We start from the raw sequence: 26,321 nt of genomic DNA on the forward strand, positions 1-26,321 counted from the left end.
AATTATGGATATTTTAACTAAGTTGGTCGGTGTTGTAGTATCAGTAATCGTCGTTATTGGTCTATTTAGTATTTTGTTTGGCTTTAATAAGTTTACCAAGGGGCGTAAATCTGAAGATACCCGCATGACCGATGAGGGGATTGAAGGCATGATTTGGGGTGCAGCCACCGCTGCCATCGTCGGTGGCGTTGGTGCTGGGATTATTGCGGCCTTGTCGAAAATTTCGTTTTAAATTTTCGATTTGAATCGACGTTGGCGTAACCAACCGAATGGGGTGAAAAGCCCATTAGAAAGGATTGACTATGAATGGTGTTGTTTTAGATAAAGACAAACTCAATCAATTAACACAATCGCTTAGTTCTTGGAATCCTACGGCCAGTAGCTGGGTCAATGATATTACCCATGCTTTGATGTTTATCGGCTTTGCCATCTTAGGCATCATGTTTTTACTGGAGTGGGCCAAAACAGCCCAGCGATTTCGGGAAACCCAAGGAACACCACTGACATCAGAGGTCATGATCAATTTAGGATTACGTTATTTTATCGCCACCATAGTGATTGGTTTGGCACCGCAAATTATTGATGGCATGTTATACCTCGCCAATGCTATTGGTCATACCATTGCCACCACTGGCGGACTACATAATCAAAGTAATGGCTCGAATGCCGGTCTTTGGGATATGTCACGTGTGGATTTGTCCTGGTATCAAAAAGGGATCTTTGGGGTGATTTCTTTTCTCAACTCAATCGGGACGACGATTATCTCCATGCTTGTGACCGTCATTGTCTTTATGCGTTTTTTGACTTTATGCGTTTATAAGATTTTGTCACCGATTATGTTAGCAGCCTCACTACATGAAGACTATCGCTCCGTTTCGATTAATTATTGGAAACAAGTAGCGATTGTTTTGTTGCAATCAGTGGTTTTAATTATTATTTTGAAGCTCATCCCAGCTTGGCAAACCGACTCACAGTTCCCATTAACTGGAAAAGTATCCTATGGTACTTGGCAAGCCGCAGCAGCGTTGGCGCTGGTCAAGTTGTTTGTGGTCGGCTGGGCAGTGATGGGCTCGCAGAGTATGATACGTCGTTTGATTGGAGGTTAAAAAATGGCTAGTAGTGAATTTTATACAGATTTATCAAAGTGGGAACCAACGATTGGTCGGGGGTTGTTCACTCGCAAACAGGGTGGACTCATTTTAAAAATGGTACCAGGTGCTTTACTGTCAACCGGGGCTTTTATCTTGATTCCTGGCTGGTATGGCTGGGTGCTCACAATCGTTTTAGTGTGCACAACCCTGATCCCGTTCTTACTACGTTTTTTTGACTACGATCGCACGCTGAAACGCTCCATGACCTTTTATTTAACGGAGAAGAAACGAACGTATCAAAAAATTGGAAAGGAGTAGGGCATGTTTAAGAAAAGGAAGTCCTTATCGGTCGCCGAACAACGCAAGCAAGAGCGTTTAGCACGTTTGGGTTGCAGTACACAAGATACCTTGCAGTTTGAAGATTTAAGTCAAGAAGGTCTAATGAAAATTGATGCGGACCACTATTCACGGGCTTATGAGTTAAGTGATGTGCCTTTTGAGGCATTGGGTGTGGCCGCCCAACAAGATGTCATTGTTTCATATGGTGAAGCTTTGAATACCCTAAACGATAAGAGTCATTATCAGCTATTAGTAGTCAACGAGCACGTGGGCGAAAATGCCATTGAAAACTTATTAATGCCGATGGCTGGCACCCCCGATGATGTCTATCGACAAGAAATTAATGACATGATGAAACAACGTTTTTCATCGGAAGAAAATGAGTATCAAGTTAAACGTTACGCGATCATTACGACGAAACAAAACCGAGCCGCAGCGGCCGAAATTGCTTTATCAAAAGCAGCATTAGCTTTTCAAGAACCTTTTCGAAAGGGCGGGGTCCCTTTAACACTGCGTGCTTTAGATGGTGAACAACGCGTTCGGTTGATCAATCAACTGACCAATCCGGGTATGCTCATGAAGAAAGCCGATTTTAACCAGCTTCATGCCAAGGATTTAGTAGCCCCCAGCTTAATTGAACTAGATAACAATCAATTCCAGCTCAATGAACAGTATGCACGGGTGCTCTACGCGAAGTATTACCCGGAGATGTTAGAAGATGATTTCTTGAAAAATTTAACCGAAATCAAGCATGAAATCGCCATTTCTCTCCATGCGCAACCGTATAATATGCGCGATTTGCAAAGAAGACTACAAACTATCTCGCAAGTCAATAAAATGGATCAGCGTCGCCAACAAAAAGACAATGCTAAAGAGGGGGTGGATTCCGAATTTGTCTCGGGACTGGCCAAAGGTATTGGCAAGACAACGGAAGCCTTGAAAGAGGACTTTTCTAAATACGGTCAAAAGTTATTTACGGGGACTTTGACAGTGATGGTGGTGGCCCAAAATCGACGTGAGTTGAAGACCATCTCTGATGAAGTGAAAGCAGTAGGGGAAGCCAAAGGAGTTTTCTTTGAGAGTGCCTACAATTACCAAGAAGAGGCGTTTAACACAACGTTACCCATTGGGCGGTCTTTCTTACTGGAAAATCCTGAAACTTATCGAGATATGACCACGCTAAATGTCGCCACGCAACGTCCCTTTACGTCAGTTGAATTGCAAAACCCACACGGTGAATTTTTTGGGCAAAATCAAATTACCGGAAATGTCATTACAATTGATCGTAAGGATAAGCAGGACTTGTTAACGCCATCTGGGCTGGTTTTGGGTTCGAGTGGTTCGGGTAAGTCTGTGGCGGTCAAGTATCAATTGCTTAATACGTTGTTAAATCATCCCAAAGACCGCATTATCATTGTGGATCCGGAAAGTGAGTATTTAGAGATTGGTCAACAATTAGGGGCCCAAATCCTTGATATTTCGACCGGGACTGATAATCACCTCAATCTGATGGACTTAGCGGATCGTACCAAGCTACGTGAAGAAGATAAGAAACTCGACTTCATTAAAGAAAAGTCAAACCTGTTAACGACGATGTTTGATAAAGTGTTGACCTTGTCCGACGCACAAAAAGGTGTGATTGACTTAATCACGCATGAGACGTATGAAAAATATGAAAAGCCCACTTTAGTGGACTGGCAAACCGTATTGAAAAACCGTCCTGAAAAAGTAGCGCAAGATTTGGCATTATCAACGAGCCCTTACACAATCGGGTCACAAGATGTGTTCTCATACGAGACCAATATCGATTTAAGCGGTCGATTTTTGATTTTTAATACCAAGCAGTTGGATGACAACATGAAGCCGTTTGCCATGCAGGTGATTTTGGATCAGATTTGGAAACAAGTGGTTGCCTCTCAAAATATCGTGTCCACTTGGCTATTCTTTGATGAAATTCAAGTCAATTTTCAAGACAAAAACAGTGCCAATTGGTTTGCCAATTTGTGGGCCCGTGTGCGAAAGTACGGGGCGATTCCGACCGGTATTACACAGAATATCAGTAATATCACGCAATTCCAAGGTGGCCGAAACTTGACTTCCAATACCGAATTTATGATGCTACTTCGGCAAAAGGCGCCGGACCTCAAAATTTTAAAAGAAGAATTGCATTTCGATGAAAATGTTTTAGATCAGTTCGTTAATGAACGGGCTGAAGTGGGAACGGGCTTAATTCGCGTGAATGGGATTATGGTTCCCTTTAAAAATCCAATTCCAAAACACACAAAACTGTATGAATTACTCAACACGGATGTTGATACTGATAAGGAGTAGCCATGTTTAACTTGAAAAAATTGAAGATTAAAAAGCGACTATCCATTGCGGGTTTGCTTATCTTAGGGATTATGTTGGGCATTGGGGTGAAGAGTATTTCGGTGCCCAAAGTCAATCAAACGATACAGTCAACCAGTTCATTAACCAATAGCCAACCCACGATTAAGCAAAGCGATGTGCAAAAGTTTTTAATTGCTTATTACACCAAGAAGGATTTGGGTGAAAATCAAAACCGATACCAAGGTTTCATGACCCAGGCAGCCTTCCAAGCCGAAACAGCCAAGGAAGCCAAGCCTGAGAACCAGGCCTATAAAGGATATGTCGTTAATCAGGTGTTTGACGATGCCAAGATTTATATTGACCAAGCGGACCAACAAGCGCTAGTAACGGTTGACTATCATAATACACAACTGGTTAATAAAACAGATAACCCGAATCAGGTTGCTAGTACGAGTAAATCCGAAACGTTACTGTTAACTTACGCAACGGAAAAGGGTCAGGCACTGGTCAATAATATTCAACGCAAAACATTGTCAGATGCTTCTAGCAACGACCAACCACAAGATTTAAACCAAGTAAGGAGTGCTCACGATGACCAAAACTGAACGTTTACAGCAAAAGAAAAAGCGTCTTCAAACTGAGTTGAAGGCGCTCAATCAAAAAATAGCGGAGAAGAAACAAGTATTGGCACGAGTTGACCAAGAGTTGTTGGAGGCAACAATGAAAGATAATGGTATGAGCCTATCAGACTTGGTGGCTTTAGTGCAGAAGGAAAGTGACCGTGATTGACGGTGATAACGATTGCCGTTTATTAAATTGAATGATCCAAAATCAAAAGGAGTATAACGATGCGAAAACTTTTAAAACATTTATTCCCATCACACAAGACTGAAAGCCATTACGGTTATGAGGTGCGTGCTGGGAAGTACGTGCCCACTGAGGTCTTTCATGAAACAGAAGACTTCTTGAACTATGTGGAACAACAGAGTCAAGACCTTGAAAGGCGTGGTCTAACAGACCAAGTTGGGCTATTGAAGAGCGCACCGTCTGGTGAATATCTCTTTGCCCTGATTTTTGATTTACCTGCTCGTGGTGATATTGATAGCCAGTTGGCTGATTTTTATACCAAGAAGAAGTTGCCTTATGACTCATCCATTTTCAATCGCTTTTCACAATCAGCGGAACCGGTTCAACCAACCCATTTGGAACAAGTATCAAATGCAGATGATGTCACAGCAGAAAATGCGGATTTAAAGGTCGCTACTGAAAATGCAGATTTGGTCGTTGCCGCTGATGAAACAACCGATGCCGCTACCACTGAGTCGCAACCGGTCCCCGGTGAACAACCATCATCTGCAACGCCTGTTCCAGTGTCAGAAGCGGTCACAGCTGATGCTGAAGTGGAAACCGAAACACTTGAACAAAAAGACCTCAAAATTCAACACTTAACCGCACTCTTAGCTCAGCAACAAGCTGCCTCTAGTTCCCAGCAACCAGCAGAAACTGTGCCACCCGTAAATACGGAGTTAGCTTCTTTGCAAGAAGATGTTTCATCAGCGGTGGTTAAGGTCTTAGAAGAAAAACAAGCGAAATTGTCGGCCTTGTTAAACCAATCTGATCAGTCGGGAACCATTCGACGGGAAACGCAACAGGAATACGAAGAAAAGCGCATCAAGCTGTTAGATCAAGTCAAGAAAACCGCGGCCCGCGATTTAGAAGAAGCCAAGCGCCGCGAAAAGGAACGCTATGAACAGGCCCTTCGGGATTTGGATGATCAGTTTGATAAGACTCAGGCCCACTTGGTTGTCGAAGTTGATCAGTCCATTCAACATGACCATGATCAAATGCTGGAAAAACGATTAGATGAAAACCAAAAACAATTGGAACGCTTGTTAAGTGCCCGCGAAGAGTTAACCACTAAAATTCACGAAGCCAAGAAGCTCTTTTCATAAGCAGTCAGAAATCTGGCTGCTTTTTTTGAGCAGTCAAGAGGAGACAAAAAATGCGGATTGATCCAGAGAAGTTACATGAACATGATGGTATGGGGCACCGAGCAGCCCGAAAACATACCAAAAAGGCGTATAAGAAAGCTCGAAAAAGTTATAAGCAAGCTTTTAAGCAAAAGCAAAAAAGCAATGGCTTAGACACGGCGAACCGGACATTAGCCGATGAAAAAGCGGAGGTGTTGACTTTAAAAAAGCAGTTTAAGCATCATCGGAAACTAGACAACACGAGTTTACGTAATCGAACCGGCCGCACCATTAAGGCTGGTGTGAAAGGAACTGTTAAAGGCCGAGCACGAGGAGGCTTATACCAAAAGCTTCAAGAAGATGATTTACTAGCACAACATGTTCAAGCTAGCAATACAATCAATCAAGCCCGTACCTATGGGCGGACTGTGAAAACAGGTAGCCGATTGCTTGGCAAGACAGCGGGCAATGTTGGTATTGGCACTTATCACGTACTCAATCGTAGTAAGAATGCTGTCATGGGACGCGGCTTTTACAAAACACCCTATGAGCAACAATGGTTTGGTAGTCGAAAACGCTTGGGCGACTTTGGCCGCTCCGTGAAAAAGAAAAGTCAACGGCAGATTCGACGTTTTGCTGGTCGATTTAAAAAAACAACCCGTGTTAGTCGCTTTTTAGGCAAAGGCGTCAAAAAGGGTGTGAAGTGGTTAAATCCGTTTTCATTGAAATTTAAAATTTTAGTCGGTATTCTAGTTTGTTTGCCGTTATTGTTGGCCTTTATGGTAGGGGCTATCAACCAACCAGGTCTGAAGCAAGACAATCATGAAATCAACGATACTTGGTTATACATGACACAGCTCGATGCGCAAAAATCCGATGACCAGCACCAGTACTATACGGATTGGGCGCCGTTTATGTTTTATGACAATGAACTGTTTGATGACTTTAATGTCCATGACCAAAAGCAAGGGCTTCAATTACCTTTTGGGGTCATCAAGTATCAAGACGTACTGGCAAAACAATGGGAGGCGGTGCACGTCAAAGACACTGAAAAAACAGTTGATGAGCTGATGAGTGGGAACAAAGTTGCGACCGAAGATGACTTGCATAACCCCTGGATTTTAAAAGACAGTGAACAACAGGACGTGAAACTCAGTCGTGATGAAATCGGCTTTGATGTTTTAGGCAATCAATTGGAAAATTTGACGGATGATGGCAATGTTGTGATTAGTCGGCGACTCGGATATGAGAAGCAAAATGGTCGGGTCGTTAAAAACGATTGGACCACTATTGATGTTGCCAAAGGAACGATGTTGAAAGTCCCATTAGCAGGGAGCGTTCATTTTGTCAATGACCATACCGTGCAAATCACACAAGACCAAGCCGTATTGACCATTGATGGTGTTGATTTGAGCCGTTTGCATCAGGGGGCTGATTTGAACGTAGGCGACTTGCTTGGCAACACGTTAGACGATCATATTCATTTACAGTATCGTCTATTTGATGATTTAGAAAAACAGTGGTTCGATGCCAACCCTGGATTTTACTTTAAGAGGGTACGTTATACGCAGTTTACGACAACGACGGATGACAACTTCGATCCATCGAAGGATAAAGCGCAAAATGCGCAAAAAGTTTATGACCAACTGACCAAGATGGGCTATAAGAAGGCTGGCATTGCCGCGCTGCTCGGAAATTTTGACGTTGAAAGTTCGATCAACCCAAAGCGAGCAGAGGGTGATTATCTAAAAGCGCCCGTTGGCAAATATGACGGTTCTTACGATCGAGATGATTGGTTGAATATTGGTGGTCCTCAAATTTATGATGGCCGTTTTGCGAATATCATTCACCGAGGTTTAGGGCTGGGACAATGGACAGATGTCGCGCCAGGGCCAGGAGGACGTCATACTGCCCTAGTTGATTATGCAAAAACACAAAATAAGAAGTGGTATGACTTGGATTTGCAAATTGATTTCTTAGTGAACCATGATGGCGGTCATTCAGATATTGCCAAAGCGATTTTGTCATCTGATAGTCAGGATGTGAAGGATTTAACCGAGCAATTCTTGGCACAGTGGGAAGGAAATCCTGGTAATAAAGTACAAGAACGAGCGAATGCGGCGTTAAATTGGTATCAATATCTGGGTAAGACGAAAGCGCAAGAAAAGCAAGACGCTGATGAAAAGCGAGGTAATGACATTGCCAAGGAGTACGGTGGTAATCAATCAACTTAAAGAAGTTCACTTGGCAATAGCCGTTTCAGCGGCCATACTTGCAAAAGTAGAGAAAAGTAGAGAAAAGTAGAGAAAAGTAGAGAAAAGTAGAATTTTCTCTACTTCTTTATAAACGTCTTATCAATGAAACTTGGACGCAGTTAAAGTAAAAGCAATTTTAAATAAACAAATAAAAAGAGGAGCCCATCAAGATGAAAATAGTTCTTGAAAAAATTAATTCATTTGTTGATAAGCGTACTGATAGTTTAGTTAAGAAAACACGGTTGATGGTTGATGGAAAGATGTTCCGTTATCCGTACCCCAAAAAGGTCATATCCGACTCACAAATGGTGAAGAAGTTAGACAAAATCGATAGCCAATATAAAAAGACGTATATCAGAACATTGCTCGTCAGATTTTTTGGGTATGTTGGAGTTGGGCTTTCTCTGATGGGGTTGTTTGTATCTTGGCCTAGATTTTATTGGGTAACCGTTATGATTATCTTTGCCATTGCTGGTCTAATATCATTATCTAATTTTATATTACTGACAAAGGTGCTACGAAAGGATGGGTTTAATCATTCCTCGGACTCTGAAAGTTCTACTGATTGGTCTCGTGTAGTATCGTTAGGTGTGAACCATCAAGTGGTAGAGGAAGCTGAAGATCAGGATCAGAACCGGTTAGATAAGGACCAGAATCTGAATGTCAATGTTGTGGGTAAGGAAATAATAAACAGACTATCAACCTTTGTCTTTATTGAGTTACTAGCTGTTATATTGTTTGTGTATGGCATGATTTGTTATTATAATGACTATTCTGCTTATGTTGCTTACTTAGCTATTCCTTCAGCTTTTTTTATGATAAATTGTCTTTTTTGGGTGGAATCCTTCCGATATTATTCTAGTCAGCTTTTATCGTTCTTGGTAAGCATTTTCTCACTTCTTTCGAGATAGGCCTCTAATTGACGACGTTTAGCACGTCTATAGTGTATTGGAGCAAAAATTACATCTGAAATGGTTAACAAGGAGAAAAAGTATACTAAATAATAGTTGGGACTTAACCAGTGCCAACCCATTGAGAAAGATTGTGAAATATAAAAGTTGCCAAAAACGATAGTACGAATAATAAAATAGTATAACCAAAAGTTCATAATTAAATATTGACTTATATATCCCAAAACCCTTGCAATTTTTTCTATTTCTTTTGATGGCACAGCCATATTAACTAGTTGGTAACTTGATGTCGATAAATGGAAACATAGGATTATCAATAATATGCCAGTCAATAATGGAAAAAATGCTTCCGCACATTGCAAACCGTATTGAATGGTGCTTATGGTGCCCTGACTCAAATATTTTTCAAGAGGGACCAACGATTGGTAAAGTTCAACCATTGATAATTAATTGCGCAGCACAAAGTAAAAACGATTGATGCCGAAGATAATCGAGTATAGCGGAATATAGTATTTTGATATAAATTAATGATGGTGTTAATCCATGTCATTGTTTTTCTCCACAGTGACGTAATCGATATATTGTAGCATTAGCAGTTTTGGTGATTATTTTTACACTTATTTAAAATTAAAATAAACTCTAGAAAAAGTCTTAGTCACTCTAACTGGTCTAGATTTGCACATGGTATAATAAGACCCATAGTGAACAAGTGAAGATGGTGGCTATCCTCGATTGGAGGTGGTGCGTATGGTGTAATCAACCGACCCCCACATTCTAGGAAAGGAGATGCCCGATGTCCACCAAGGACGTCTTGACCTTACTATTCATGTTTGGAATGTTTATTCTTGCATTGATTGGTATTGTCATTGACCTAATTAAATTAAGTCAAAAAAAATAACCATCTCAACTTTGACGAGCTGATGGTTATTTAATAGCTATTAGGCTAGCCACCGTTTAACGGGTTCGCTAGGAGGAGTAGTTGTGTCCAGCAACTGCTCCTTTTTTAATGACTTTATTATAGCATGAATTATTCAAAAAGTAGAGAAGTAGAGAAAAGTAGAGTTTTCTCTACTTTTTTAAAACATTTTATATGGGAGGCACCAATGAGAATTTTGTTATCGATTAAACCGGAATATGTTTATAAAATTTTAGCTGGTACCAAAAAGTTTGAATATCGGCGCACAGTTTTCAAGAACAAAGATGTCGATTCGATGGTGATTTACGCAACGCTACCTGAGGGCTTGGTTGTTGCCGAAGTGGAAGTCCTTGACGTTTTATCCGGCAGCAAGACCCAAATTTGGCAAAGAACAAAAGAATATAGTGGTATATCACGTCGTGACTTATTTACATATTTTGAAGGCAAAAAAGAAGCTCACGCCATTCAATTAGGGAAAGTAACGCCTTACATTGAACCAAAGACTTTAAAGGGCTTTGATTCAAGAATCAAGTCGGCTCCACAGTCCTTTATCTATTTGTAAATTCCAGAAAATATAAGGAGGCCATTATGGGCAACACAATCGCGGTTGGTTATTATTCTAACCACCTTTTCATCGTCGGAAAAAGCAAAGCAGAAGTTTTGCGTAAATTACAAGATGCCTATCCACAACCTGGAAAAAGGCAATCCGGACAAAACATCAGTTCCAATTACTTGTACCCTGAGCCATTGCGAATCATTGAGAATGTACAACCATGAGGAATCGAAAGGGCGGCATGTTATAATAATGCTCATAGTGAACAAGTGAAGATGGTGGCTATCCTCGATTGGAGGTGGTGCGTATGGTGTAATCAACCGACCCCCACATTCTAGGAAAGGAGATGCCCGATGTCCACCAAGGACGTCTTGACCTTACTATTCATGTTTGGAATGTTTATTCTTGCATTGATTGGTATTGTCATTGACCTAATTAAATTAAGTCAAAAAAAATAACCATCTCTACTTTCGCCGGTCTGAGATAGTTATCTATCAGTAATTACTAAGGCTAGCCACCGTTTAACGGGTTCGCTAGGAGGAGTAGTTGTGTCCAGCAACTGCTCCTTTTTTAATGACTTTATTATAGCATGAATTATTTAAAAAGTAGAGAAGTAGAGAAAAGTAGAGTTTTCTCTACTTTTTTTATTTGGAAAGGAAAACTGATGGAACAAAAAGAAGCACTGCATAAATTTACGAATGGTGGTCAGACAACGGTTATACAAGTCTTAAAGGCTTTGAGCGTCTTAACCGGCGAGTCCTTACGTCACTATCTTTCAGACCGTGCTGCCCAGTATCGACAACGAACAGGCGAGCTGGGTTACTATCAATTCATGGCCGAAAAGTCTGGAAAGTCCATCACCACACTGCCAGCTTCTTTCAATCAACCAGTGAATCTGGAACGTTTACGAGAAGTGCTAGCTGAGCATGGTGTCGCTTTTGCCTTCCGCCAACATGATGGGCGAACGGATCTATTGTTTCGTTTTCAAGATAAAGAGGTCGTCAATAACGCCATGGACGATTTACTAAAGGATATTCATGATCCTGATGCTAAACTGTGGCAAGACATTGTGCAAGATCCCAACTTACGGTCCTCAGTCACCGAAGATCTCAAACAAGCCGAAAAGCAAGCGGCTACCACGATGCAAAAACAAGCACAAAATATGGCGCAAGCTGCACCAACTGCTGGGAAAGGAAGAACACGCTAATGCAACGATATAAAAAACAAATTGTGCCTCACTTATGGTTAGGGGGCGTTTTGGCAATCGTCTTTTATTTTTTAGCTAACTGTTTTTTAGCGATTCCAGTAAACAGTTTTGGCGAAAAGGAGTTCGCCTTTTTTACTTATAGTGTGCAAGCACAAGCCCCCTTACGGCATTGGTGGTTCTTACTGGGACCCTCGTTATGGTCACTATTGGCCGCATTCCTTGGGTTCTTATTGGCCATGCTGTTATATATCTATCGCAATGATCATGGCCTTTATCGGGTAGGAGAAGAGCATGGATCCGCTCGTTTCGCAACGACAAAAGAAATGACGAAATATGCCGATCAGGACTTTGCGAAAAATACCTTGCTTTCACAAAATGGTCAGATGGGGCTGTTCAATGCGCGCTTACCAATGCCTGTCCAACGGAACAAAAATATGGTCGTCATTGGGGGTGCTGGTTCTGGAAAGACCTTTACTTTTGTGAAGCCTAATTTAATGCAAATGAATGCCTCCATGGTGATTACCGATCCCAAGGGCCTATTGGTACATGAAGTTGGCCACATGTTACGTGAAGCCGGCTATCAAATTAAAGTTTTTGATTTAGCGAACTTAAGCAACTCGAATACTTTTAACGTCTTTGCTTATATGCCGACCGAACTTGACGTTGACCGTGTCTTGGAAAGTATCTCAATTTCAATTGCTGGAAATGAACAGAAACCTGATTTTTGGAAGTTAGCTTCGGATATGTTATTACGTTCGCTCATCGCTTTTTTATGGTTTGATGGTCGTGATAACGGCTACTTGCCACACATTGGTCAAGTTGCCGATTTATTACGTAACATTATCCGAGTTGATCCAGAAGAACCGAGTCAGGTCGAAAATTGGATGAATGAGCTGGAACAAAAACACCCTGGTAACTATGCGGTTAAACAATGGCGGAGTTTTGAAACCACGGGTGGTGCGGCGGAAACGAAGGCCGGGATTGTTGGTAACGCAGTCGCGGTCTTTGCTTCCTTTGATCACCAAGCTGTTCGGCAAATGATTGAATATGGCACCATGGACATTGGTTCCTGGAATGAAAAGAAGACGGCCGTCTTTATTTCAATTCCGGAGTTAAGTAGTTCGTATAATTTTTTGGCCTCGATGTTAGTGGCCACTTCGATTACGACGCTATCGAAGAAAGCCGATCAGGTCAATCAAGGACTTTTGCAGGTCCAACAACCTTTACAACATGTGCGCTATTATTTGGATGAGTTTGCCAATATTGGGAAGTTGCCCAACATTGATAAAGCGATGGCGACCTTGCGGAGTCGCGAGATGTCCATTGTGATCATCTTGCAGGCGCTTGATCAATTGAAGACAATGTACAACAAAGGATGGGCCAGCCTTTTGGCGACCGCCGACACGTTGCTTTTCTTAGGTGGTAATGAAAAAGAAACCACCGAATATTTATCCCAACGCTCTGGAAAGCAAACCATTTCGATTCGGAACCATTCCTTAAATTCGAAGGGTGGTGGTTCTGAAAATCGTCAAACACAAGCCCGTGACTTATTAACACCGGATGAAATTGGCCGTTTAGATGGTCAAAAGGCCTTGGTTTTCATTAATGGCGAGAATGTCTTGATGGATCAAAAATATTCAACTTTTGACCATCCGAATGCAAACAAATTAGCCAATAAGCCGACCGATGATCATTGGTATGAAGTGGTTCGTTATACCACACCATTCGCTGAGATGTGGCGTGCTGGCCAAGAAGAGGGCATTCCATTCATTGATCATGGCACGCTGTGAGGACTTGTAGCGGAAGAGAACAATATAAAAAGTAGAGAAAAGTAGAGCTTTCTCTACTTTTTTTATTCATTGAAAACAGGAGGAAAATGATGATGATGATTTTACTAGGACACGCCCACCATTCAACTGGTGGTGCCAATATGGTGCAAACAATTTTAAATGGCATTATTCGCGGTTTTTCATGGCGCGTTGGTTCCAACATTGGTCGTGGCATTCCGTTTGGTTTTTGCCTTTTAATCGCGGCCGTGGTGGCTATTTGTGCTTGGTACTTTTATCAAAAAAGGCGTTAAAGACAGCGTGATGAAAAGTAGAGAAAAGTAGAGAAAAGTAGAGAAAGAATACTTTTGGAAAGGAGAGGGAAATGAAAATTGAAGAAAGGGCACAGGTCTTAGAAAAGGCGCGCAAGTTAGACATGGTTGATGTGGCTCACGCTTTGGACATGTCATTAGATCCTTTGGGTGCGCATTATACGTGGCATGAACATGATAGCTTTGTCATTGATACACGTAAGAATATGTTTTATTGGAACAGTCGTCAATTTGGCGGTGATGTTGTCAAATTAGTGGAGACGATTAAGGAATGCGACTTTAATGGCGCCCTCCGTTTTTTAGCTGGTGTGCAAGGCAAAGCCTTTCAAGACACACCCCAACAACCTAAGGACTTTACCTACTCCCTCAAAGACCATCAAAAATTTAATTTAGCCAGCGAATACCTACAAAAAGAACGTGGTTTGAGTCCTGAGACCATTCGCTTTTTTAAGGAACAGGGACTGATCAGTCAGGCGAGTTATATCACTGATTATGCACATAAGAAAAGTGAGCCGGTTGTGGTCTTTAAAAATAAAGTGCAAGATGAAGTCTTGGGCATCAGTGTGCAAGGCGTTTGGCAGAAAAAAGAATACGGTAAAAGAGGGCATCTGAAGCGGACACAAGGGAATGGCTTTGCCGGTTTTCAAGTTGTTTTGGGTCAAGTACCACAGAAGCCAACTGCTGCACAGCCATTAAGAATCATTGCTTTTGAAGCACCAATTGATTTGTTGTCTTATTATGAGCTCTATCATCAAAAACTGGACAATGTCGTTTTAGTGGCCATGAATGGTCTCAAAAAGGGTGTGATTAGTCAAAGTATTGCCAATCAAATCAATCCCAAGATGGCGGCTGAGAAGAAGCCGGAATTAATGGACTTTTTAGAGGGTAATGAAATTTTTGATCGAAAGGCAATTCAAGTGATTCTAGCGGTCGATCATGATAAAGCAGGGCAGGAGTTCATTGATAATTTTGATTATCACCATGTTGACGTTGCTCCGCACCAGCCTCCTAAAATGGCCAATCAAGAAAAAATGGATTGGAATGATTTTTTAAAAGGAACCAAGGGGTTACAAATCAATCATCGTCCGAATTTTCAAACAAAATATAAACCGCAAAAGACTGTTGCCCCAAGTAAGCAACAGTCTTTTTCAATGCACTAAGAGGAGTCAATTATGCAGGACAAAATGTATTATGGCAGCACTGAGGGCTTGTTTCAGGAGCCTAGTTGGCCAACAGAAGGCTTTCCATTATTTGAACAGGTTGAACCTGCTATCCAGCGAGCCGGCCAGGACGGCTTTTTGTATGAAGTCAGCACTGAACCCTTGCTTTTTTTAAATGCCTTACGCCAAGACCGTTTTACTTTTTCCAAAACGGAACGGCAAACATTAATCGATTGGGTGCCGGCTACCAAGCAAAAGCAGGTCAATAATCTCACAAACGATTTTGATTTGGTTCGACATGTCATGGCGCAGGTTCAAAGCGCAGACCGACAAAAAGTCGCACAGTACCTAACGAAGATCAACTATGGTTATGCCCTGAATCAAGGGCAAGTGATTTTATTTGATGGGCAGTATTTAGATGTTTTGCATCAACAAAGTGTACGTGATTTTCAACAAAAGGCCATTGACCCTAGTCGCGTTGAATGGAAACAAATGAAGCAAGAAATCGTATCCGAAAGTGCGCTGCAAGTCGGATACTTGTCCGAAGTAAAGGCAAAAATGCTGGCCTTAGACCCTGACCTTTTTCAAAAGGTTTTCGCCCATAGTCATGGCGCGATGGTGGCATTACTACGCCATGCTAGTGAGGAATCACCAGAAAATATCGGGGCGTTTGACAACCTTTTGGTGACTGAAATGGTACGTCAGTTGAACTATCAAGATTTTAAAGAAGTCGCGCCATACTTTTTCAATTACCAGCAAATATTGAATGAACATGGTGAAACCGAATTTGTAGCAGAAGAATTTGAAACGGCGCCCGCCTTGCAAGAAGCCTTGGCGGCCGGCGCTTTGCAAAGTGTGAATGGTTTTGATGCACGAGCATTGCAAGAAAGCTATCAAAATCTTTTTCAAAGCTATTTTGAGCCGGCTACCGTTGAAAGCATCCTCAACGGGTTAGATTGGGTCAATCTGTTAAAAGATGATCAACAGGCCTTGGCGCAAAACAAGGAAGCTGATGAGACTTTTAGTCTTGAAGATTATGAAGAATTTATTGTCGCAGCGGATCCATACGGATTGATTCAATTTTATGGCGATGAAGAAGTACAAGCGTTGGTGTCAGGCGATGAAGAGCAAGTAGCGCAAAGCCAGGTTGCCGAAAACAAAGGGCCACAATTATAAGAGCAATAAAAAAAGCCGGGTTTCCCCGACTTTTCTTATTCTCATGGCACCAAAAAAGGAATTGCCTAACCTCATGGGACATTCAAGGCATGCCCTGCCTGTACAATTCCTTATCAAGATTATAGGAGAAGCGACGATGAAAGTCAAATTATTAAACCCAGAATTTTTGGGAAGTGAAGAGCTGAGGACTGGTTCTAATCAATTTTTAGTTAAAACAAATCGCATGTATGTTGGTATTTATGATGAGCAATTAGGATGGTTCATCCCGTTGGTGGGAAAACTTTCCAAAAGTGCTCCTCAAGATGGTGTATTTGAGACTCCTTTTCCAAATCACAACCCTCATTTGGTACGCCCTGGATTGAATTTTCAAAAAGCAGTCTTCATCGAAGATGAATCTGCTTTACGCGACATTAAACGAGGAATGCCCCACGCACAATATCAGTTCATTGAACGAAACCAGTCTCAAATACAGTCCGCCTTTGAAAACTATGTTCAAAGGATTGTTCAGCTGCCCTTACACCATCCGAACCTGCTAATGAGTTCTGTTCCATTCTATCCCAGAGGCATCGAGAAGTTATTGCAACAACGCGTCGATCGTTTCGGGCTGGAAGGACCAGTAACCACTTATCAACCAACAGAAGAAAAGGAGAACAAAAATATGTATGACAATGTCAAAACAACTAACCCAGCTCAATTAGCTAAAGACATCTTGGCTAAGGTTCAACAAGAAGACATCCAAACAAGTGGCTTAGTGCCTGATAATCAAGACGAAGAACTGGACGATAATTTACAAGAAATCATTCAAAGTAAAGATAAAAAACGCCTGAATCGTTATTTAAAACGAGGGCTCTCCAAATATCGACAGTCTGATTATTTGAGGAGTTATTTAAAGTATGCCGCCCAATTTCCGCAATATTCTAGTCGCAACCAACGACTCTTACATGAACAAGCGCCCTATGCCCGTCAGGTAGCCAGCTTCCAGCAATGGAAAAACTTGGGTAATCCCATCAAAAAAGGGGCCAAGTCGTTACGTATTTTCGCGCCTGTGACTGTTATTAAAAAAGACCGAGATGGTCAACCTATACTGGATGAAAATGGTCAAAAGCAACGCGAAACCTATTACAAATTGGTGCCAGTTTTTGATCAAACGCAAGTCACTGATCCTAAAAAAATCATCCAACCCGTCAAGCCAATTGAAGGCGAATTGGACGCTCCTGAACATCCGGATCGTTTTGAAAAAGCCATGCAAATCGTCACTGGCCTGACGATTGCCCAAGTTGGTTTTGGTGAAATGCCACCCAATCATCCAGAAGCCAATGGCTATTTTAATGCCGCACAAAACATCATTGTTTTGAAGAAAGGGCTGAGTCAAAATCAGACGGTTCATACGTTGTTGCATGAGGTGGTTCATAGTCGTTTGCACCAAAATGAAACCGTTGAATTTGGTAGCCAAACTTATCAAAGAGACGAGTTCGTCGCTGAAAGTGTGGCCTTTATTCTCGCCGAAAAATTAGGAATTGATACCAAGGAATATAGTTTTGGCTACCTTGATAGCTGGACGCAAGATGATCCAAAACTCGAAAAATTGACCGACGTCTTTCAACAAATCAGCGAAGAAGCGAAAACCTTGTCCGAACAAATTGAACAACGAATCGTTGAGTTGCAAAAGCGCAGTGAGCACCAAATGAAAATGCAAACGATAGTACAACCCAACCTTACCGAGACCAAAGAAGCACAAAATGAGGTAACAGCAGAACACACACCCAATGCAAATTTAACCCAAGCGACGGGGCCAAAGCTGTAAGAGCACCGTCGCATTTACAACAAATAAGCGGTGGCCCACAACAAAGTATGCGTCAAAAAATGAATCAAATTGCTAGCACAGGAGAAGAATAATATGTTTGAGAACCAAACGATTTACGAAACCATTTTGGCCGTTTTAACGGACGATTTTACGAAAGAACTAACGCCCGAAGATCTCATTTTAGATCCAATTGTCATGATGAAACGTGTTGAAACGCTTCAAAAAAGTTACGAGGAATTGGCACAAAAAGACCAACTAGCAGACTTGGATGAAACGTTAAAATGGCTAAAAAACAACCAAGGAAAACCAGCTTATCAGTCACTGTTTGACGATTTAAAAGCGGCTTATTTTGACGAAAAGCAATGACTTTGTGAAAGAATTTAACCGGGGATTGGGGCAGCGCCCCAAAGTTTACCCCCTTCATCTGCCTGCAGAAAAGGGGGTAATTTCAGCATGTGTGGCCACACATGCTAAACTTGCAAAAAGAGGATGACCCTCTTTTTTAGCCAACAGCTGTTGGCTTTTTTATATGTCATTGTTTTAGTGGATGCTGGCCATCATCCAAGTATTATTTCACAAAGGCGTAAAGGAGTTATCGGATGGTTTTGAACAATAATCGTAAGCGAAAAATTGTCAAAAGAGTGTCCTTAACGGAACAAGAAAATCAAGTTTTAAACCAACGCGTTCGAGCGAGTCAAAGTCCTAGTTTTCAAAATTATGCGTTGCAAATGTTGTTAACCGGACAAGTCGTGCATCGTGATTTTTCAGAATTAAAACAACTGCGTTTTGAGGTTGCTAAGTTAGGAGCCAATGTCAATCAGTTAGCTCGAGCGGCCCATGTTTACCGTCAAGTAGACGTCGAAGTGGTCGAAGAAATGATGACGAGTTTTCAAGAATTTAAAGAAGAGTTGGATGACTTACAACGGCAAATCATTCAAAAAGACTAGGAAAGGAGAGTGCTTGATGGTGTACACCAAAAGCTTTGTCATTCACTCGTTTGATAATTTACGTCATGCCGATCAGTATATTAAAAACAAAGAGAAAATTTCCAAAGCCCAACAACAAGCAGACTATTTGAAAAATGCGTTGACCTACGTTGAAAATTCTGAAAAAACAAATGGTCAAGAAATGCTTAGTGGTCATTTAATTGGTAATTTGGAAGATTCCTATAACGAGATGTTAGCCACCCAAATGTTAGCGTACATGGAAAAAGGAAAGGATTTAAATTTTGATGAACAGGGCCACTTGATTCCATTTGAGTATCAAGATTTACAAAAAATCACGGGAAGAGGCAGCCCACAATTAGCACATCATTTAATTCAATCCTTTAGTCCTGATGACCAATTAACACCCGAAGAAGTCCACGAGATTGGACGAAAGACGGTCATGGAATTAACCGGTGGGGACTATCAATTTGTGATCGCCACCCATTTAGATCAAGACCACTTGCATAACCATATTATCTTTAACCATCTTAGTTCACTGGACGGTTCAGCTTTTCGATGGCAGAAAGGAACCGCTAAACAATATGGCGATATTTCAAACAAAATTGCCAGTCGCTATGGGGCCAAAATCATTGAGCCTGGTATGAAGTCTAGCCACCAACGCTATACAAAATGGCAAACCGAGAACTTATACCGTCGGAAAATCAAGGCACGTTTAGACTACCTGTTAGCCAATGCCAATTCCAAGATGGACTTCTTAGAAAAAGCAGCGGCCATTCATTTACAAGTCGATACGAGTGGTCAACACACCAAATTTAAATTGGCCGATAGTGATCAAATCAAATGGACACGGGCACGTAGTTTGGATAAAAAGCAACCAGCATTTTATCAAATGGCCAACATGGAAAAGCGCTTAGCAGAAAATGATGTGCAGGTCAGCGTGGCAGAAGTCGTGGAAAACTACCAAGAAAATATTGAACAAGAGCAAGAAGACTTTGGCTGGCGGGTAATCATTGAACCTTGGCAGATTTATTCCAAAACGAGTCAAGGTTTGTATGTCAATGTGGACTTTGGCGCTGATGACCAAGCGCAAGTTTTGATTTATGGGTCACAATTAGATGAATTAGAAAACGGTCAGTATGCTTTTTTTGTCAAAGATAATGATTATTACAACATTACCCGGCCACAAAAAGGGCAAGGGGATAAACGTTTTATTAAAGGATCTACTTTAGCTAAGCAGCTTAGTCGCTATAATGGGCAACAGCCAATTCGAAAAGAACCGGTGATTGCTTCTTTAGCAGCAAAGCTCAAGGCCTTAGACTTTTATGCACAGCATGGTGATGGTACGTTACGGAGTGGTCAGGCCAAACAAATCGAACAAAACCTAGTCGCAGCGATGGCTACAGCCAAAGAGCGATTGGCAGATCTTGACGATAAGATTGTGCAATTGCGACAAGAAATGTCACAGCAGTTAGATGATCCCAACGTGAGGGCAAATCTAAAAAAAGAGTTGAACGCTTTAAGCATTAGCCGTGACTTATTGCATGAACAATATGAACAAGCAGTCCATGATTTAGACTACCACCGTGGCATCCATGCCAAGATGACCAATGTCTATGAACAACAAGAAAAAAAGGCCCCTCAAAAAGAGGGGCCAACTTTATAAAAAGGAGTCAATCATGACAGGAGAAAAAAGAAATATCGTCAGTATTGGTACTCGTCCCGAAATTGGTTTGCCAAAAGATTGGGCGAAAAGGCTAAGATACTATCACTTTTTAGAAATTGGGTATAATGTGGTCAATTTATACAGACTATCCATCGAGCAAACCTTACCAATTGAGGGCCCGGTCAAAACGAACATTGTTTTGCGTAATGTTGCTGGTGAGTTTTTGTTTAGAGAGCCGATTACAGTGGCCACAATCCAAAACCATGATGAATTATATCGTTGCGTTCAACATTGTGTACGCTTTTATGATGGTCAAAAGTATTTTGTTGCTTCTGATAACGCCATAAACCTTAACCGGATATTAGAACTACCAATCAAGAATCACGAGGTTTTAACCCGGTTGTTTTCTGATGGTGCTAATCTAGCAGAAGAAATTAACAAACTTTTCTTAGAGGAATATGATGAATATTTCCGCCATATGGAGGATTATTAGTGTTTCTCTTTTTCTGGATATTTTTTAATTCTATCAGCGTTATCGTAGCATCTGAAGGGGATTAGCTTCTCCTTTCAGAGTTTAAAGAAGTTCTGAAAATCTAACTAAACATATCACTAATAATTAAAAGAACAAACATTAAAAAACACAAGGAGTTTATCCATGATCAAAACAGAATACATGAAAAGACAGAATAATATGAACAATCGGCTCAGTGAGAATGACTTGTTAGCGATTCGGGCTGAATTTGATAAAAGTATAAAACAGCAGACCAACTTTGTTGAGAAAAATTTTGTTAGTAGTGCCACTTTTAATGAATTTAAAGGGGGATACGCAAGGATACTGAAAACTTTAGAAGAAACAGATAAACGACTTGATGAAGAAAAAGCCAGTAAAGGTGAGATGCAAATATTGTTGACTATTTTTGGTTTTCTTATTGTAGTAGCAACAGTTGCAATTATTACTAAACTCTGTCTCAATATCTGAATCAACTACACGAAAGGAAATACTACCATGACAAAATATCTGGGAGCGTACAATTATGAATAATAAAAAAGAACAATTGAATCTTTTAATATGGTTAATTGAAACCCGATGTCCAAATTTATATAAGCAAATTTCCAGTGTGCCACATACTCCTACTTTAAAAAATGACATTGAATTACAGGCTCAGGAACTTTTAACCGAGTATGAAATAGAATTAAATGACCAAGATGTTGACAGGGAATGTTTATATAAAAAATCACTCATCCGGAATAGTGATGAAATCTGACACATAGGGCGTTCTTGGAGAAAAAGCCCCCTCAAAAAGAGGGACCCACATTATAGGAGAATCAACATGAAAAAAACATCATTGACAGTAGTTTTGAATATTATGAAAAAACTAATAAAGTATTGGTGGCGATGGTCACAGCGCTGTTCATTTGGAATTGTTTGCTTCTTATTCTTAGGAAACCTACAAACTGCTTTCATCGTCAAAAATCAGGGTGCTCAGACAACGAACCTGCCAAGCGAACAGTTGGGAAACCTTTACACTTTGTTTAGCTGGTTGTTATTAACTGGCCTACTTTGGCTACCCCTTTTCATCGCTATAATCGAACTATTGCTGAATAGCAAGTCAAAAAAGATCAGATAAAGCGGAGGACCTGACATGAAAACAATCGTTCGACAACGTGTACTTACAAATTCAAAAGGACAGTATCTTTCTAAGAAGATACTGTCCAATATTCGACTGTCCTTAGATAAAGATCCAGAGTGGACTTTTAATATTAAAAAGGCCTTGGTGTTGTCCAATCCCTTGTTACCCACAGAATCTAAAATAAAGACATTTTTAGACCAAAAGCAGGTTTTCTATACAGAGAAATGCTTCACATGGACAATTAAAAAAGTATCGGCACCAGTAGAAAAAATAAGTTTCAATTCTGAATGCCTTCTGGAATTTTTTCCGGGTCTTTATTTAGCAAATAATCCACTATTGGAACATACAGATAATATGAGACTAGAATTGACTGATCATATTAATCAGGCCTATTTATTATCCGAAGATACACAACAGTTTTTATATCACAATTTTAATCATTTATTATCATCAAATTCTTTTTGCTACTGTCGTTTACAACTAGACAGTAGCAAGGAGGAGCCCTTTAATTCAACATTATATGAGTTAATGAAAGAAGGAAAATTTTCATGGAATTGAGAAACACAAAGACTTATCAAAACTTAGTAACAATTGGTGATCTGGACAGTTTAAAGTATTTAAAAGACTATTTGATGGTGGACTTATCAGAAGAGGAGTGGCCCATTTTTTGGGATACTTACCTACTGGAATGTCTTGATGGTGTTCAATCATTAGTTTCGGATATTACTGCAGGGGTACCAGCTTTTCAGTTTCTAACCGAAGGCGAGGAACTGGAACGGTACAAAGCCTCTTTATTGAGCTCCTTTATGATGTTCACCGCTGTTTATGAACAGGTTAAACAGAATTCTTATTTCTTTCAAAATATGGCTTTGCAAGAGTATATTGAGTATCACCCAAGAAAACAAAAGCATCTGATAACGTATCTGAATAAAGAATAAGATTATAAAACACTTTATTTGAAGAGCTTTGTTGATGTGCAGGCTTCATTAAATACCCCGCAATGGCACAAACACGGTATTTATCAGATTGGCTGTTAATAAATTTTAACAGTTCGGCCGCATTTTCATTTGTCAGAGCCTGATTATTAAGCTCTTCTATTGAGCAGATTTTCGCCATGACAAATGGATTGCCTTCAGAGTTTTCAATACTTGTATAAATTTTGGCGCGAACAAAATTGTCATTTAGATCAAATTTAGCGTATCCAAAGAAAATATTGATAGTGGCGACTTCTAAATCTATTTCTTGACTTTGAAAAAGGTTAATGACTAAATCGTTAAATGTACGTTCCGATTCAAGTCCGTTTATCTGCCGATCTTTTGGCTTTCTCCAGGTAATGTTAGAGGATTCATTTAAGTTTGTTGAAGGATCCATAATTCTTTGGACAATGGCGAGCAAACCATGAATATTATGATTTTTTAGGCCAGAATGACCAACATTTTTCCTTGGAGTGATATCCTTTTTTGGCTTTTTTTCAGAGGGAGAACCGTGCAAAATATATTTTGTCTTCACAATAGCAGGTTCATTTGCTGTATATTTATTGACTTCTTCATCAGGAAGATCATAGGTGCCATTTTGAACTGTGCACGCTTTAATGTGACCTTCTTTCCCCATTCGAGCAAATGATCGATTTTTTGGCAAGCGTTGTTCATTTTGGATAACACGCCAACCCCTTATTGACATTTGTGCATAACAATTCGGGAAAGGACAATGAAAATTTTGTGACTCTTTTGGATGATCACCATAACCCAATTTGCTTTTTCCGAGAGGGGAAAGCGCAAAATCAATGGAAACAATACAATCCAATCGGCGACTAAAAGCATATTCGCTCATAATAAAACTCCATTTCTACCAATCACGGCACAAATGGAGCAAATATTTTTTCAAGCATCTTGAAAAACCTTATGTATGTCGTTATAATAAACGCATAAGGTTTTGCTCCATTCACAATTACCGTTACCGGCTAAAGTAAATGTATGTGACTGGAATATTTTTATTTGTAAGCAAGTTTAGCATAAGCCATGTGGTTTTGCAAAACGTGAAAGAGTCTCGTATGAGGCTCTTTTTGCTTTTTATACACCTAAAAACAGACAGGCGCTCACAAGGGCGTCTTTTTTGTTTGTCTCAATATCTGAATCAACTACACGAAAGGAAACACTACCATGACAAAATATCTGATTTTAACCGAAAAGCCTAGCGCTCGTCGAAACTTTGAAAAGGCATTAGGGGGTCTTTCGGGCCATTTTGCTGATTTTGACTATGAGCTAACCAATCTCAGAGGACACGTGATGACCTTAGCTGAGCCACAAGACCAAGTCCCTGATACGCTCACGACTCAAATAAAGTCCTGGGACCTCAAAGATTTACCGTGGGATTTAAACCAGTTTAACTGGAAACGAACGTATATTGTCAGTAAAAACCCACGAACTGGTAAACAAGAAAGCACCAAATCACTTTTAGACGATTTCAAGAAAAAAGCCAGTCAAGGCTTTGATGGGATTGTCATTGCGACCGATACTGATCCCTCTGGGGAAGGGGACTTGCTCGCTTGGGAAGCCATTGATGCCATTAAATGGACCGGTCCTGTCTATCGCGCAAACTTTGTGGATGAAAGTGAAAAGGGATTACGAAAAGCCCTTGAACACTTAAAGCCTATTTTAAGCTTTCAAGAGCACGGTCCCTTACAAAAAGGACTTGCCCGTAATAAATGGGACTTTGCCTCGATGCAGCTAACTCGAGCGGCAACGACCTTGACTAAAAAACAAGGCTACCCCTTTGTTTCACGGCAGGGTCGCTTAAAGTCTGCGATGATTTTACGAGTATACCAGCAATTAGAAGCCATCAAGAATTACCAGCGGGTACCGTTCTTTGAAAATCGTTATCATGATGAAAATGGGCATACTTATGCACGATCTGTTAACAAGGATGAAGCACCTGATTTTCGTTATACTAGTCAAGAAGAGGCCCAAATACAAGAAACATTACCTGAAACAGCCACCCCCGTGGTGATCAGTACGCAACCAAAAGAAACACAACCACCCAAGTTATTGGACTTGGCTTCACTATCGGCTATTTTAGCTAAAGAAGGCTTTCAAGCAAAAGAAGTGGCCGCCACTTATCAAAAACTTTATGAAGCCAAAATTGTTTCTTATCCACGAACAGAAGATAAGACGATTACCCCCGAACAGTATGAAGACTTGCGACCATTAGTGGATAAGATCGCCCAAACCGTCGGCGTTGACGTAAGTTTGCTTACTAGGCGAGAACCGCGAAAGACTCATGTTCAAGAAAAAGGGGCGCACGGAGCCAATCGACCAGGTCCTGTGGTGCCAAGTTCTCTGGAGGGGTTGCTGACTTATGGCCCCTCAGCACCAAAAATTTATGAAGTCTTAGCGAAAAACTACTTAGCGATGATGGCTGAAAATTATCACTATACGCAAATCAAAGCTCAGTTAGCTGAGTTACCAAACTTTACGACGACCATTAACCAACCTCAAAGTCAGGGGTGGCACCTGGTTTATCAAGATCAAGATGAGGAAGAGGACCAAACTCGTTCAACGCAAGGCATTGGTCAACAGGCTCGTCGTTTTCTTTATGAAGGCCAAAACAAAAAGCCGACTGCGCCAACCTGGAAATGGTTAAAAACTTTTCTTGAAAGATATAATATTGGGACTGGTGCCACGCGAACCAATACGTATGGGGAATTGACGAGCGGTAAAAATGCCTATATGATTGACCAAAAAGGAAAGATTAGCTTAACGGATAGTGGTCTGGCAGCGGCGATTTTGGTGCAAGATACTTATATTGCCAATCCGAAGACCACGAAGCGTGTTTTTGATATTTTTGATCAAGTCGGCCGCTTTGAGATGACAGCCGATGAGGCCTTACATTCCTTGAACGTAACGGTGGCGCATGATTTGCCCATTATGGCTGAAAACGTTAAACAACTCGAAAATGCTATTGAAAAACCAACCAGCTATGAACCGAAAGAAAAAGTCAGCGGTGAGTGGCACGGAGAAGAAGTGACGTTTAACGCATCCTTTTCGGGCCATCGTTTTACGGCAGAAGAGGTGGCACAATTGTTAGCCGGTGAAGTGATTACCTTTCAAGCGATGAGTAAAAAAGGCAAGAGTTATACAGCTAAAGGTCAACTTGCTAAAAAGCGCTATAAAGGCAAAGACTTTATTGGTTTTGATTTAATCTTAGATAAAAAGAAAACCCGTAAAATGAAAAAGTAGAGAAAAGTAGAGAAAAGTAGAGAAAAGTAGAGGA

Annotated in this window: 29 protein-coding genes; 28 read left to right on the top strand and 1 reads right to left on the bottom strand. The window is 40.8% G+C overall.

All coding sequences use genetic code 11. The annotated features are described in order from the left end of the window. The first annotated feature begins 4 nt into the window (after positions 1 to 4). The 27 genes from AABI08_RS03165 (at position 5) to AABI08_RS03285 (ending at position 22,610) form a co-directional block, all read left to right on the top strand. Entirely contained in the window at positions 5 to 232 is a 228-nt protein-coding gene (locus AABI08_RS03165; RefSeq protein WP_338343777.1) for a hypothetical protein, read from the top strand. A gap of 70 nt (positions 233 to 302) precedes the next feature. Then, positions 303 to 1,106 (top strand): hypothetical protein, encoded by an 804-nt coding sequence (locus AABI08_RS03170; RefSeq protein WP_338344213.1) that lies wholly within the window; start codon positions 303 to 305, stop codon positions 1,104 to 1,106. 3 nt (positions 1,107 to 1,109) lie between these two features. Then, on the top strand, positions 1,110 to 1,409 hold the full coding sequence (locus AABI08_RS03175) for a hypothetical protein (protein ID WP_338343775.1): 300 nt from the start codon (positions 1,110 to 1,112) through the stop codon (positions 1,407 to 1,409). 3 nt (positions 1,410 to 1,412) lie between these two features. After that, the gene (locus AABI08_RS03180; protein WP_338344214.1) at positions 1,413 to 3,761 is read left to right on the top strand and encodes a VirB4-like conjugal transfer ATPase, CD1110 family; all 2,349 of its coding nucleotides are present in this window, start codon (positions 1,413 to 1,415) and stop codon (positions 3,759 to 3,761) included. A gap of 2 nt (positions 3,762 to 3,763) precedes the next feature. After that, entirely contained in the window at positions 3,764 to 4,366 is a 603-nt protein-coding gene (locus AABI08_RS03185; RefSeq protein WP_338343773.1) for a hypothetical protein, read from the top strand. Continuing rightward, complete coding sequence (locus AABI08_RS03190; RefSeq protein WP_338343772.1) at positions 4,353 to 4,550, top strand: hypothetical protein; 198 nt, start codon at positions 4,353 to 4,355, stop codon at positions 4,548 to 4,550. Before AABI08_RS03185 ends, AABI08_RS03190 begins: the two co-directional genes overlap by 14 nt. A 59-nt stretch (positions 4,551 to 4,609) precedes the next feature. Then, positions 4,610 to 5,713 carry a hypothetical protein gene (locus AABI08_RS03195; protein ID WP_338344216.1) on the top strand — a complete coding sequence of 368 codons (1,104 nt, stop codon included), beginning with the start codon at positions 4,610 to 4,612 and terminating at the stop codon, positions 5,711 to 5,713. Positions 5,714 to 5,763: 50 nt separating this feature from the next. Beyond that, the gene (locus AABI08_RS03200; RefSeq protein ID WP_338343770.1) at positions 5,764 to 7,965 is read left to right on the top strand and encodes a phage tail tip lysozyme; all 2,202 of its coding nucleotides are present in this window, start codon (positions 5,764 to 5,766) and stop codon (positions 7,963 to 7,965) included. 191 nt (positions 7,966 to 8,156) lie between these two features. Continuing rightward, positions 8,157 to 8,897, top strand: a complete 741-nt coding sequence (locus AABI08_RS03205) for a hypothetical protein (protein ID WP_338343769.1) — start codon at positions 8,157 to 8,159, stop codon at positions 8,895 to 8,897. A 793-nt stretch (positions 8,898 to 9,690) separates the two neighbouring features. Next, positions 9,691 to 9,795, top strand: coding sequence for a putative holin-like toxin (locus tag AABI08_RS08415; RefSeq protein ID WP_421823466.1), 105 nt, complete (start codon positions 9,691 to 9,693; stop codon positions 9,793 to 9,795). A gap of 205 nt (positions 9,796 to 10,000) precedes the next feature. Next, positions 10,001 to 10,375, top strand: coding sequence for an ASCH domain-containing protein (locus AABI08_RS03210; RefSeq protein ID WP_338344218.1), 375 nt, complete (start codon positions 10,001 to 10,003; stop codon positions 10,373 to 10,375). A 26-nt stretch (positions 10,376 to 10,401) separates the two neighbouring features. Further along, positions 10,402 to 10,590: a hypothetical protein gene (locus AABI08_RS03215; protein ID WP_338344220.1), complete on the top strand. Its 189-nt coding sequence runs from the start codon at positions 10,402 to 10,404 to the stop codon at positions 10,588 to 10,590. Positions 10,591 to 10,719: 129 nt separating this feature from the next. Then, complete coding sequence (locus tag AABI08_RS08420; protein ID WP_421823466.1) at positions 10,720 to 10,824, top strand: putative holin-like toxin; 105 nt, start codon at positions 10,720 to 10,722, stop codon at positions 10,822 to 10,824. A 206-nt stretch (positions 10,825 to 11,030) separates the two neighbouring features. Beyond that, positions 11,031 to 11,573 carry a DUF3801 domain-containing protein gene (locus AABI08_RS03220; protein WP_338343768.1) on the top strand — a complete coding sequence of 181 codons (543 nt, stop codon included), beginning with the start codon at positions 11,031 to 11,033 and terminating at the stop codon, positions 11,571 to 11,573. Further along, on the top strand, positions 11,573 to 13,363 hold the full coding sequence (locus tag AABI08_RS03225) for a VirD4-like conjugal transfer protein, CD1115 family (protein ID WP_338344221.1): 1,791 nt from the start codon (positions 11,573 to 11,575) through the stop codon (positions 13,361 to 13,363). Before AABI08_RS03220 ends, AABI08_RS03225 begins: the two co-directional genes overlap by 1 nt. A gap of 89 nt (positions 13,364 to 13,452) precedes the next feature. Next, positions 13,453 to 13,653, top strand: coding sequence for a hypothetical protein (locus tag AABI08_RS03230; protein ID WP_338343766.1), 201 nt, complete (start codon positions 13,453 to 13,455; stop codon positions 13,651 to 13,653). A gap of 71 nt (positions 13,654 to 13,724) precedes the next feature. Continuing rightward, positions 13,725 to 14,831 carry a toprim domain-containing protein gene (locus AABI08_RS03235; RefSeq protein WP_338343765.1) on the top strand — a complete coding sequence of 369 codons (1,107 nt, stop codon included), beginning with the start codon at positions 13,725 to 13,727 and terminating at the stop codon, positions 14,829 to 14,831. A gap of 12 nt (positions 14,832 to 14,843) precedes the next feature. Next, on the top strand, positions 14,844 to 16,007 hold the full coding sequence (locus AABI08_RS03240) for a hypothetical protein (protein WP_338344222.1): 1,164 nt from the start codon (positions 14,844 to 14,846) through the stop codon (positions 16,005 to 16,007). Positions 16,008 to 16,080: 73 nt separating this feature from the next. Next, positions 16,081 to 17,811 (top strand): ArdC-like ssDNA-binding domain-containing protein, encoded by a 1,731-nt coding sequence (locus AABI08_RS03245; RefSeq protein ID WP_338343763.1) that lies wholly within the window; start codon positions 16,081 to 16,083, stop codon positions 17,809 to 17,811. 93 nt (positions 17,812 to 17,904) lie between these two features. Further along, complete coding sequence (locus AABI08_RS03250; protein ID WP_338343762.1) at positions 17,905 to 18,177, top strand: hypothetical protein; 273 nt, start codon at positions 17,905 to 17,907, stop codon at positions 18,175 to 18,177. 233 nt (positions 18,178 to 18,410) lie between these two features. Continuing rightward, positions 18,411 to 18,758 (top strand): plasmid mobilization protein, encoded by a 348-nt coding sequence (locus tag AABI08_RS03255; RefSeq protein WP_338343761.1) that lies wholly within the window; start codon positions 18,411 to 18,413, stop codon positions 18,756 to 18,758. 16 nt (positions 18,759 to 18,774) lie between these two features. Further along, a complete protein-coding gene (locus AABI08_RS03260; RefSeq protein ID WP_338343760.1) occupies positions 18,775 to 20,421 on the top strand; it encodes a relaxase/mobilization nuclease domain-containing protein in 1,647 nt (548 codons plus the stop codon). A 13-nt stretch (positions 20,422 to 20,434) separates the two neighbouring features. After that, a complete protein-coding gene (locus AABI08_RS03265; protein WP_338343759.1) occupies positions 20,435 to 20,914 on the top strand; it encodes a hypothetical protein in 480 nt (159 codons plus the stop codon). 162 nt (positions 20,915 to 21,076) lie between these two features. After that, positions 21,077 to 21,400: a hypothetical protein gene (locus AABI08_RS03270; protein WP_338343758.1), complete on the top strand. Its 324-nt coding sequence runs from the start codon at positions 21,077 to 21,079 to the stop codon at positions 21,398 to 21,400. Positions 21,401 to 21,455: 55 nt separating this feature from the next. After that, positions 21,456 to 21,686, top strand: a complete 231-nt coding sequence (locus AABI08_RS03275; protein ID WP_338343757.1) for a hypothetical protein — start codon at positions 21,456 to 21,458, stop codon at positions 21,684 to 21,686. Between the two features lie 66 nt (positions 21,687 to 21,752). Further along, on the top strand, positions 21,753 to 22,049 hold the full coding sequence (locus AABI08_RS03280; RefSeq protein ID WP_338343756.1) for a hypothetical protein: 297 nt from the start codon (positions 21,753 to 21,755) through the stop codon (positions 22,047 to 22,049). A 15-nt stretch (positions 22,050 to 22,064) separates the two neighbouring features. Beyond that, positions 22,065 to 22,610, top strand: coding sequence for a hypothetical protein (locus AABI08_RS03285; RefSeq protein WP_338343755.1), 546 nt, complete (start codon positions 22,065 to 22,067; stop codon positions 22,608 to 22,610). Between the two features lie 276 nt (positions 22,611 to 22,886). Here AABI08_RS03285 and AABI08_RS03290 read toward each other — a convergent pair whose 3' ends face one another. Next, complete coding sequence (locus AABI08_RS03290) at positions 22,887 to 23,882, bottom strand: hypothetical protein (protein ID WP_338343754.1); 996 nt, start codon at positions 23,880 to 23,882, stop codon at positions 22,887 to 22,889. A 329-nt stretch (positions 23,883 to 24,211) separates the two neighbouring features. On the opposite strand from AABI08_RS03290, the gene AABI08_RS03295 reads away from it, so the two are divergent. After that, the gene (locus tag AABI08_RS03295) at positions 24,212 to 26,287 is read left to right on the top strand and encodes a DNA topoisomerase (RefSeq protein ID WP_338343753.1); all 2,076 of its coding nucleotides are present in this window, start codon (positions 24,212 to 24,214) and stop codon (positions 26,285 to 26,287) included. The last annotated feature ends 34 nt before the right edge of the window (positions 26,288 to 26,321 follow it).

Source organism: Fructobacillus evanidus (assembly GCF_963580165.1).
GTDB lineage: Bacteria > Bacillota > Bacilli > Lactobacillales > Lactobacillaceae > Fructobacillus > Fructobacillus evanidus.

Coding starts and splice junctions, on each gene's coding strand:
- AABI08_RS03165 (WP_338343777.1), top strand. CDS start 5: ATGGATATTTTAACTAAGTTGGTCGGTGTTGTAGTATCAGTAATCGTC.
- AABI08_RS03170 (WP_338344213.1), top strand. CDS start 303: ATGAATGGTGTTGTTTTAGATAAAGACAAACTCAATCAATTAACACAA.
- AABI08_RS03175 (WP_338343775.1), top strand. CDS start 1,110: ATGGCTAGTAGTGAATTTTATACAGATTTATCAAAGTGGGAACCAACG.
- AABI08_RS03180 (WP_338344214.1), top strand. CDS start 1,413: ATGTTTAAGAAAAGGAAGTCCTTATCGGTCGCCGAACAACGCAAGCAA.
- AABI08_RS03185 (WP_338343773.1), top strand. CDS start 3,764: ATGTTTAACTTGAAAAAATTGAAGATTAAAAAGCGACTATCCATTGCG.
- AABI08_RS03190 (WP_338343772.1), top strand. CDS start 4,353: ATGACCAAAACTGAACGTTTACAGCAAAAGAAAAAGCGTCTTCAAACT.
- AABI08_RS03195 (WP_338344216.1), top strand. CDS start 4,610: ATGCGAAAACTTTTAAAACATTTATTCCCATCACACAAGACTGAAAGC.
- AABI08_RS03200 (WP_338343770.1), top strand. CDS start 5,764: ATGCGGATTGATCCAGAGAAGTTACATGAACATGATGGTATGGGGCAC.
- AABI08_RS03205 (WP_338343769.1), top strand. CDS start 8,157: ATGAAAATAGTTCTTGAAAAAATTAATTCATTTGTTGATAAGCGTACT.
- AABI08_RS08415 (WP_421823466.1), top strand. CDS start 9,691: ATGTCCACCAAGGACGTCTTGACCTTACTATTCATGTTTGGAATGTTT.
- AABI08_RS03210 (WP_338344218.1), top strand. CDS start 10,001: ATGAGAATTTTGTTATCGATTAAACCGGAATATGTTTATAAAATTTTA.
- AABI08_RS03215 (WP_338344220.1), top strand. CDS start 10,402: ATGGGCAACACAATCGCGGTTGGTTATTATTCTAACCACCTTTTCATC.
- AABI08_RS08420 (WP_421823466.1), top strand. CDS start 10,720: ATGTCCACCAAGGACGTCTTGACCTTACTATTCATGTTTGGAATGTTT.
- AABI08_RS03220 (WP_338343768.1), top strand. CDS start 11,031: ATGGAACAAAAAGAAGCACTGCATAAATTTACGAATGGTGGTCAGACA.
- AABI08_RS03225 (WP_338344221.1), top strand. CDS start 11,573: ATGCAACGATATAAAAAACAAATTGTGCCTCACTTATGGTTAGGGGGC.
- AABI08_RS03230 (WP_338343766.1), top strand. CDS start 13,453: ATGATGATGATTTTACTAGGACACGCCCACCATTCAACTGGTGGTGCC.
- AABI08_RS03235 (WP_338343765.1), top strand. CDS start 13,725: ATGAAAATTGAAGAAAGGGCACAGGTCTTAGAAAAGGCGCGCAAGTTA.
- AABI08_RS03240 (WP_338344222.1), top strand. CDS start 14,844: ATGCAGGACAAAATGTATTATGGCAGCACTGAGGGCTTGTTTCAGGAG.
- AABI08_RS03245 (WP_338343763.1), top strand. CDS start 16,081: ATGGGACATTCAAGGCATGCCCTGCCTGTACAATTCCTTATCAAGATT.
- AABI08_RS03250 (WP_338343762.1), top strand. CDS start 17,905: ATGTTTGAGAACCAAACGATTTACGAAACCATTTTGGCCGTTTTAACG.
- AABI08_RS03255 (WP_338343761.1), top strand. CDS start 18,411: ATGGTTTTGAACAATAATCGTAAGCGAAAAATTGTCAAAAGAGTGTCC.
- AABI08_RS03260 (WP_338343760.1), top strand. CDS start 18,775: ATGGTGTACACCAAAAGCTTTGTCATTCACTCGTTTGATAATTTACGT.
- AABI08_RS03265 (WP_338343759.1), top strand. CDS start 20,435: ATGACAGGAGAAAAAAGAAATATCGTCAGTATTGGTACTCGTCCCGAA.
- AABI08_RS03270 (WP_338343758.1), top strand. CDS start 21,077: ATGATCAAAACAGAATACATGAAAAGACAGAATAATATGAACAATCGG.
- AABI08_RS03275 (WP_338343757.1), top strand. CDS start 21,456: ATGAATAATAAAAAAGAACAATTGAATCTTTTAATATGGTTAATTGAA.
- AABI08_RS03280 (WP_338343756.1), top strand. CDS start 21,753: ATGAAAAAAACATCATTGACAGTAGTTTTGAATATTATGAAAAAACTA.
- AABI08_RS03285 (WP_338343755.1), top strand. CDS start 22,065: ATGAAAACAATCGTTCGACAACGTGTACTTACAAATTCAAAAGGACAG.
- AABI08_RS03290 (WP_338343754.1), bottom strand. CDS start 23,882: ATGAGCGAATATGCTTTTAGTCGCCGATTGGATTGTATTGTTTCCATT.
- AABI08_RS03295 (WP_338343753.1), top strand. CDS start 24,212: ATGACAAAATATCTGATTTTAACCGAAAAGCCTAGCGCTCGTCGAAAC.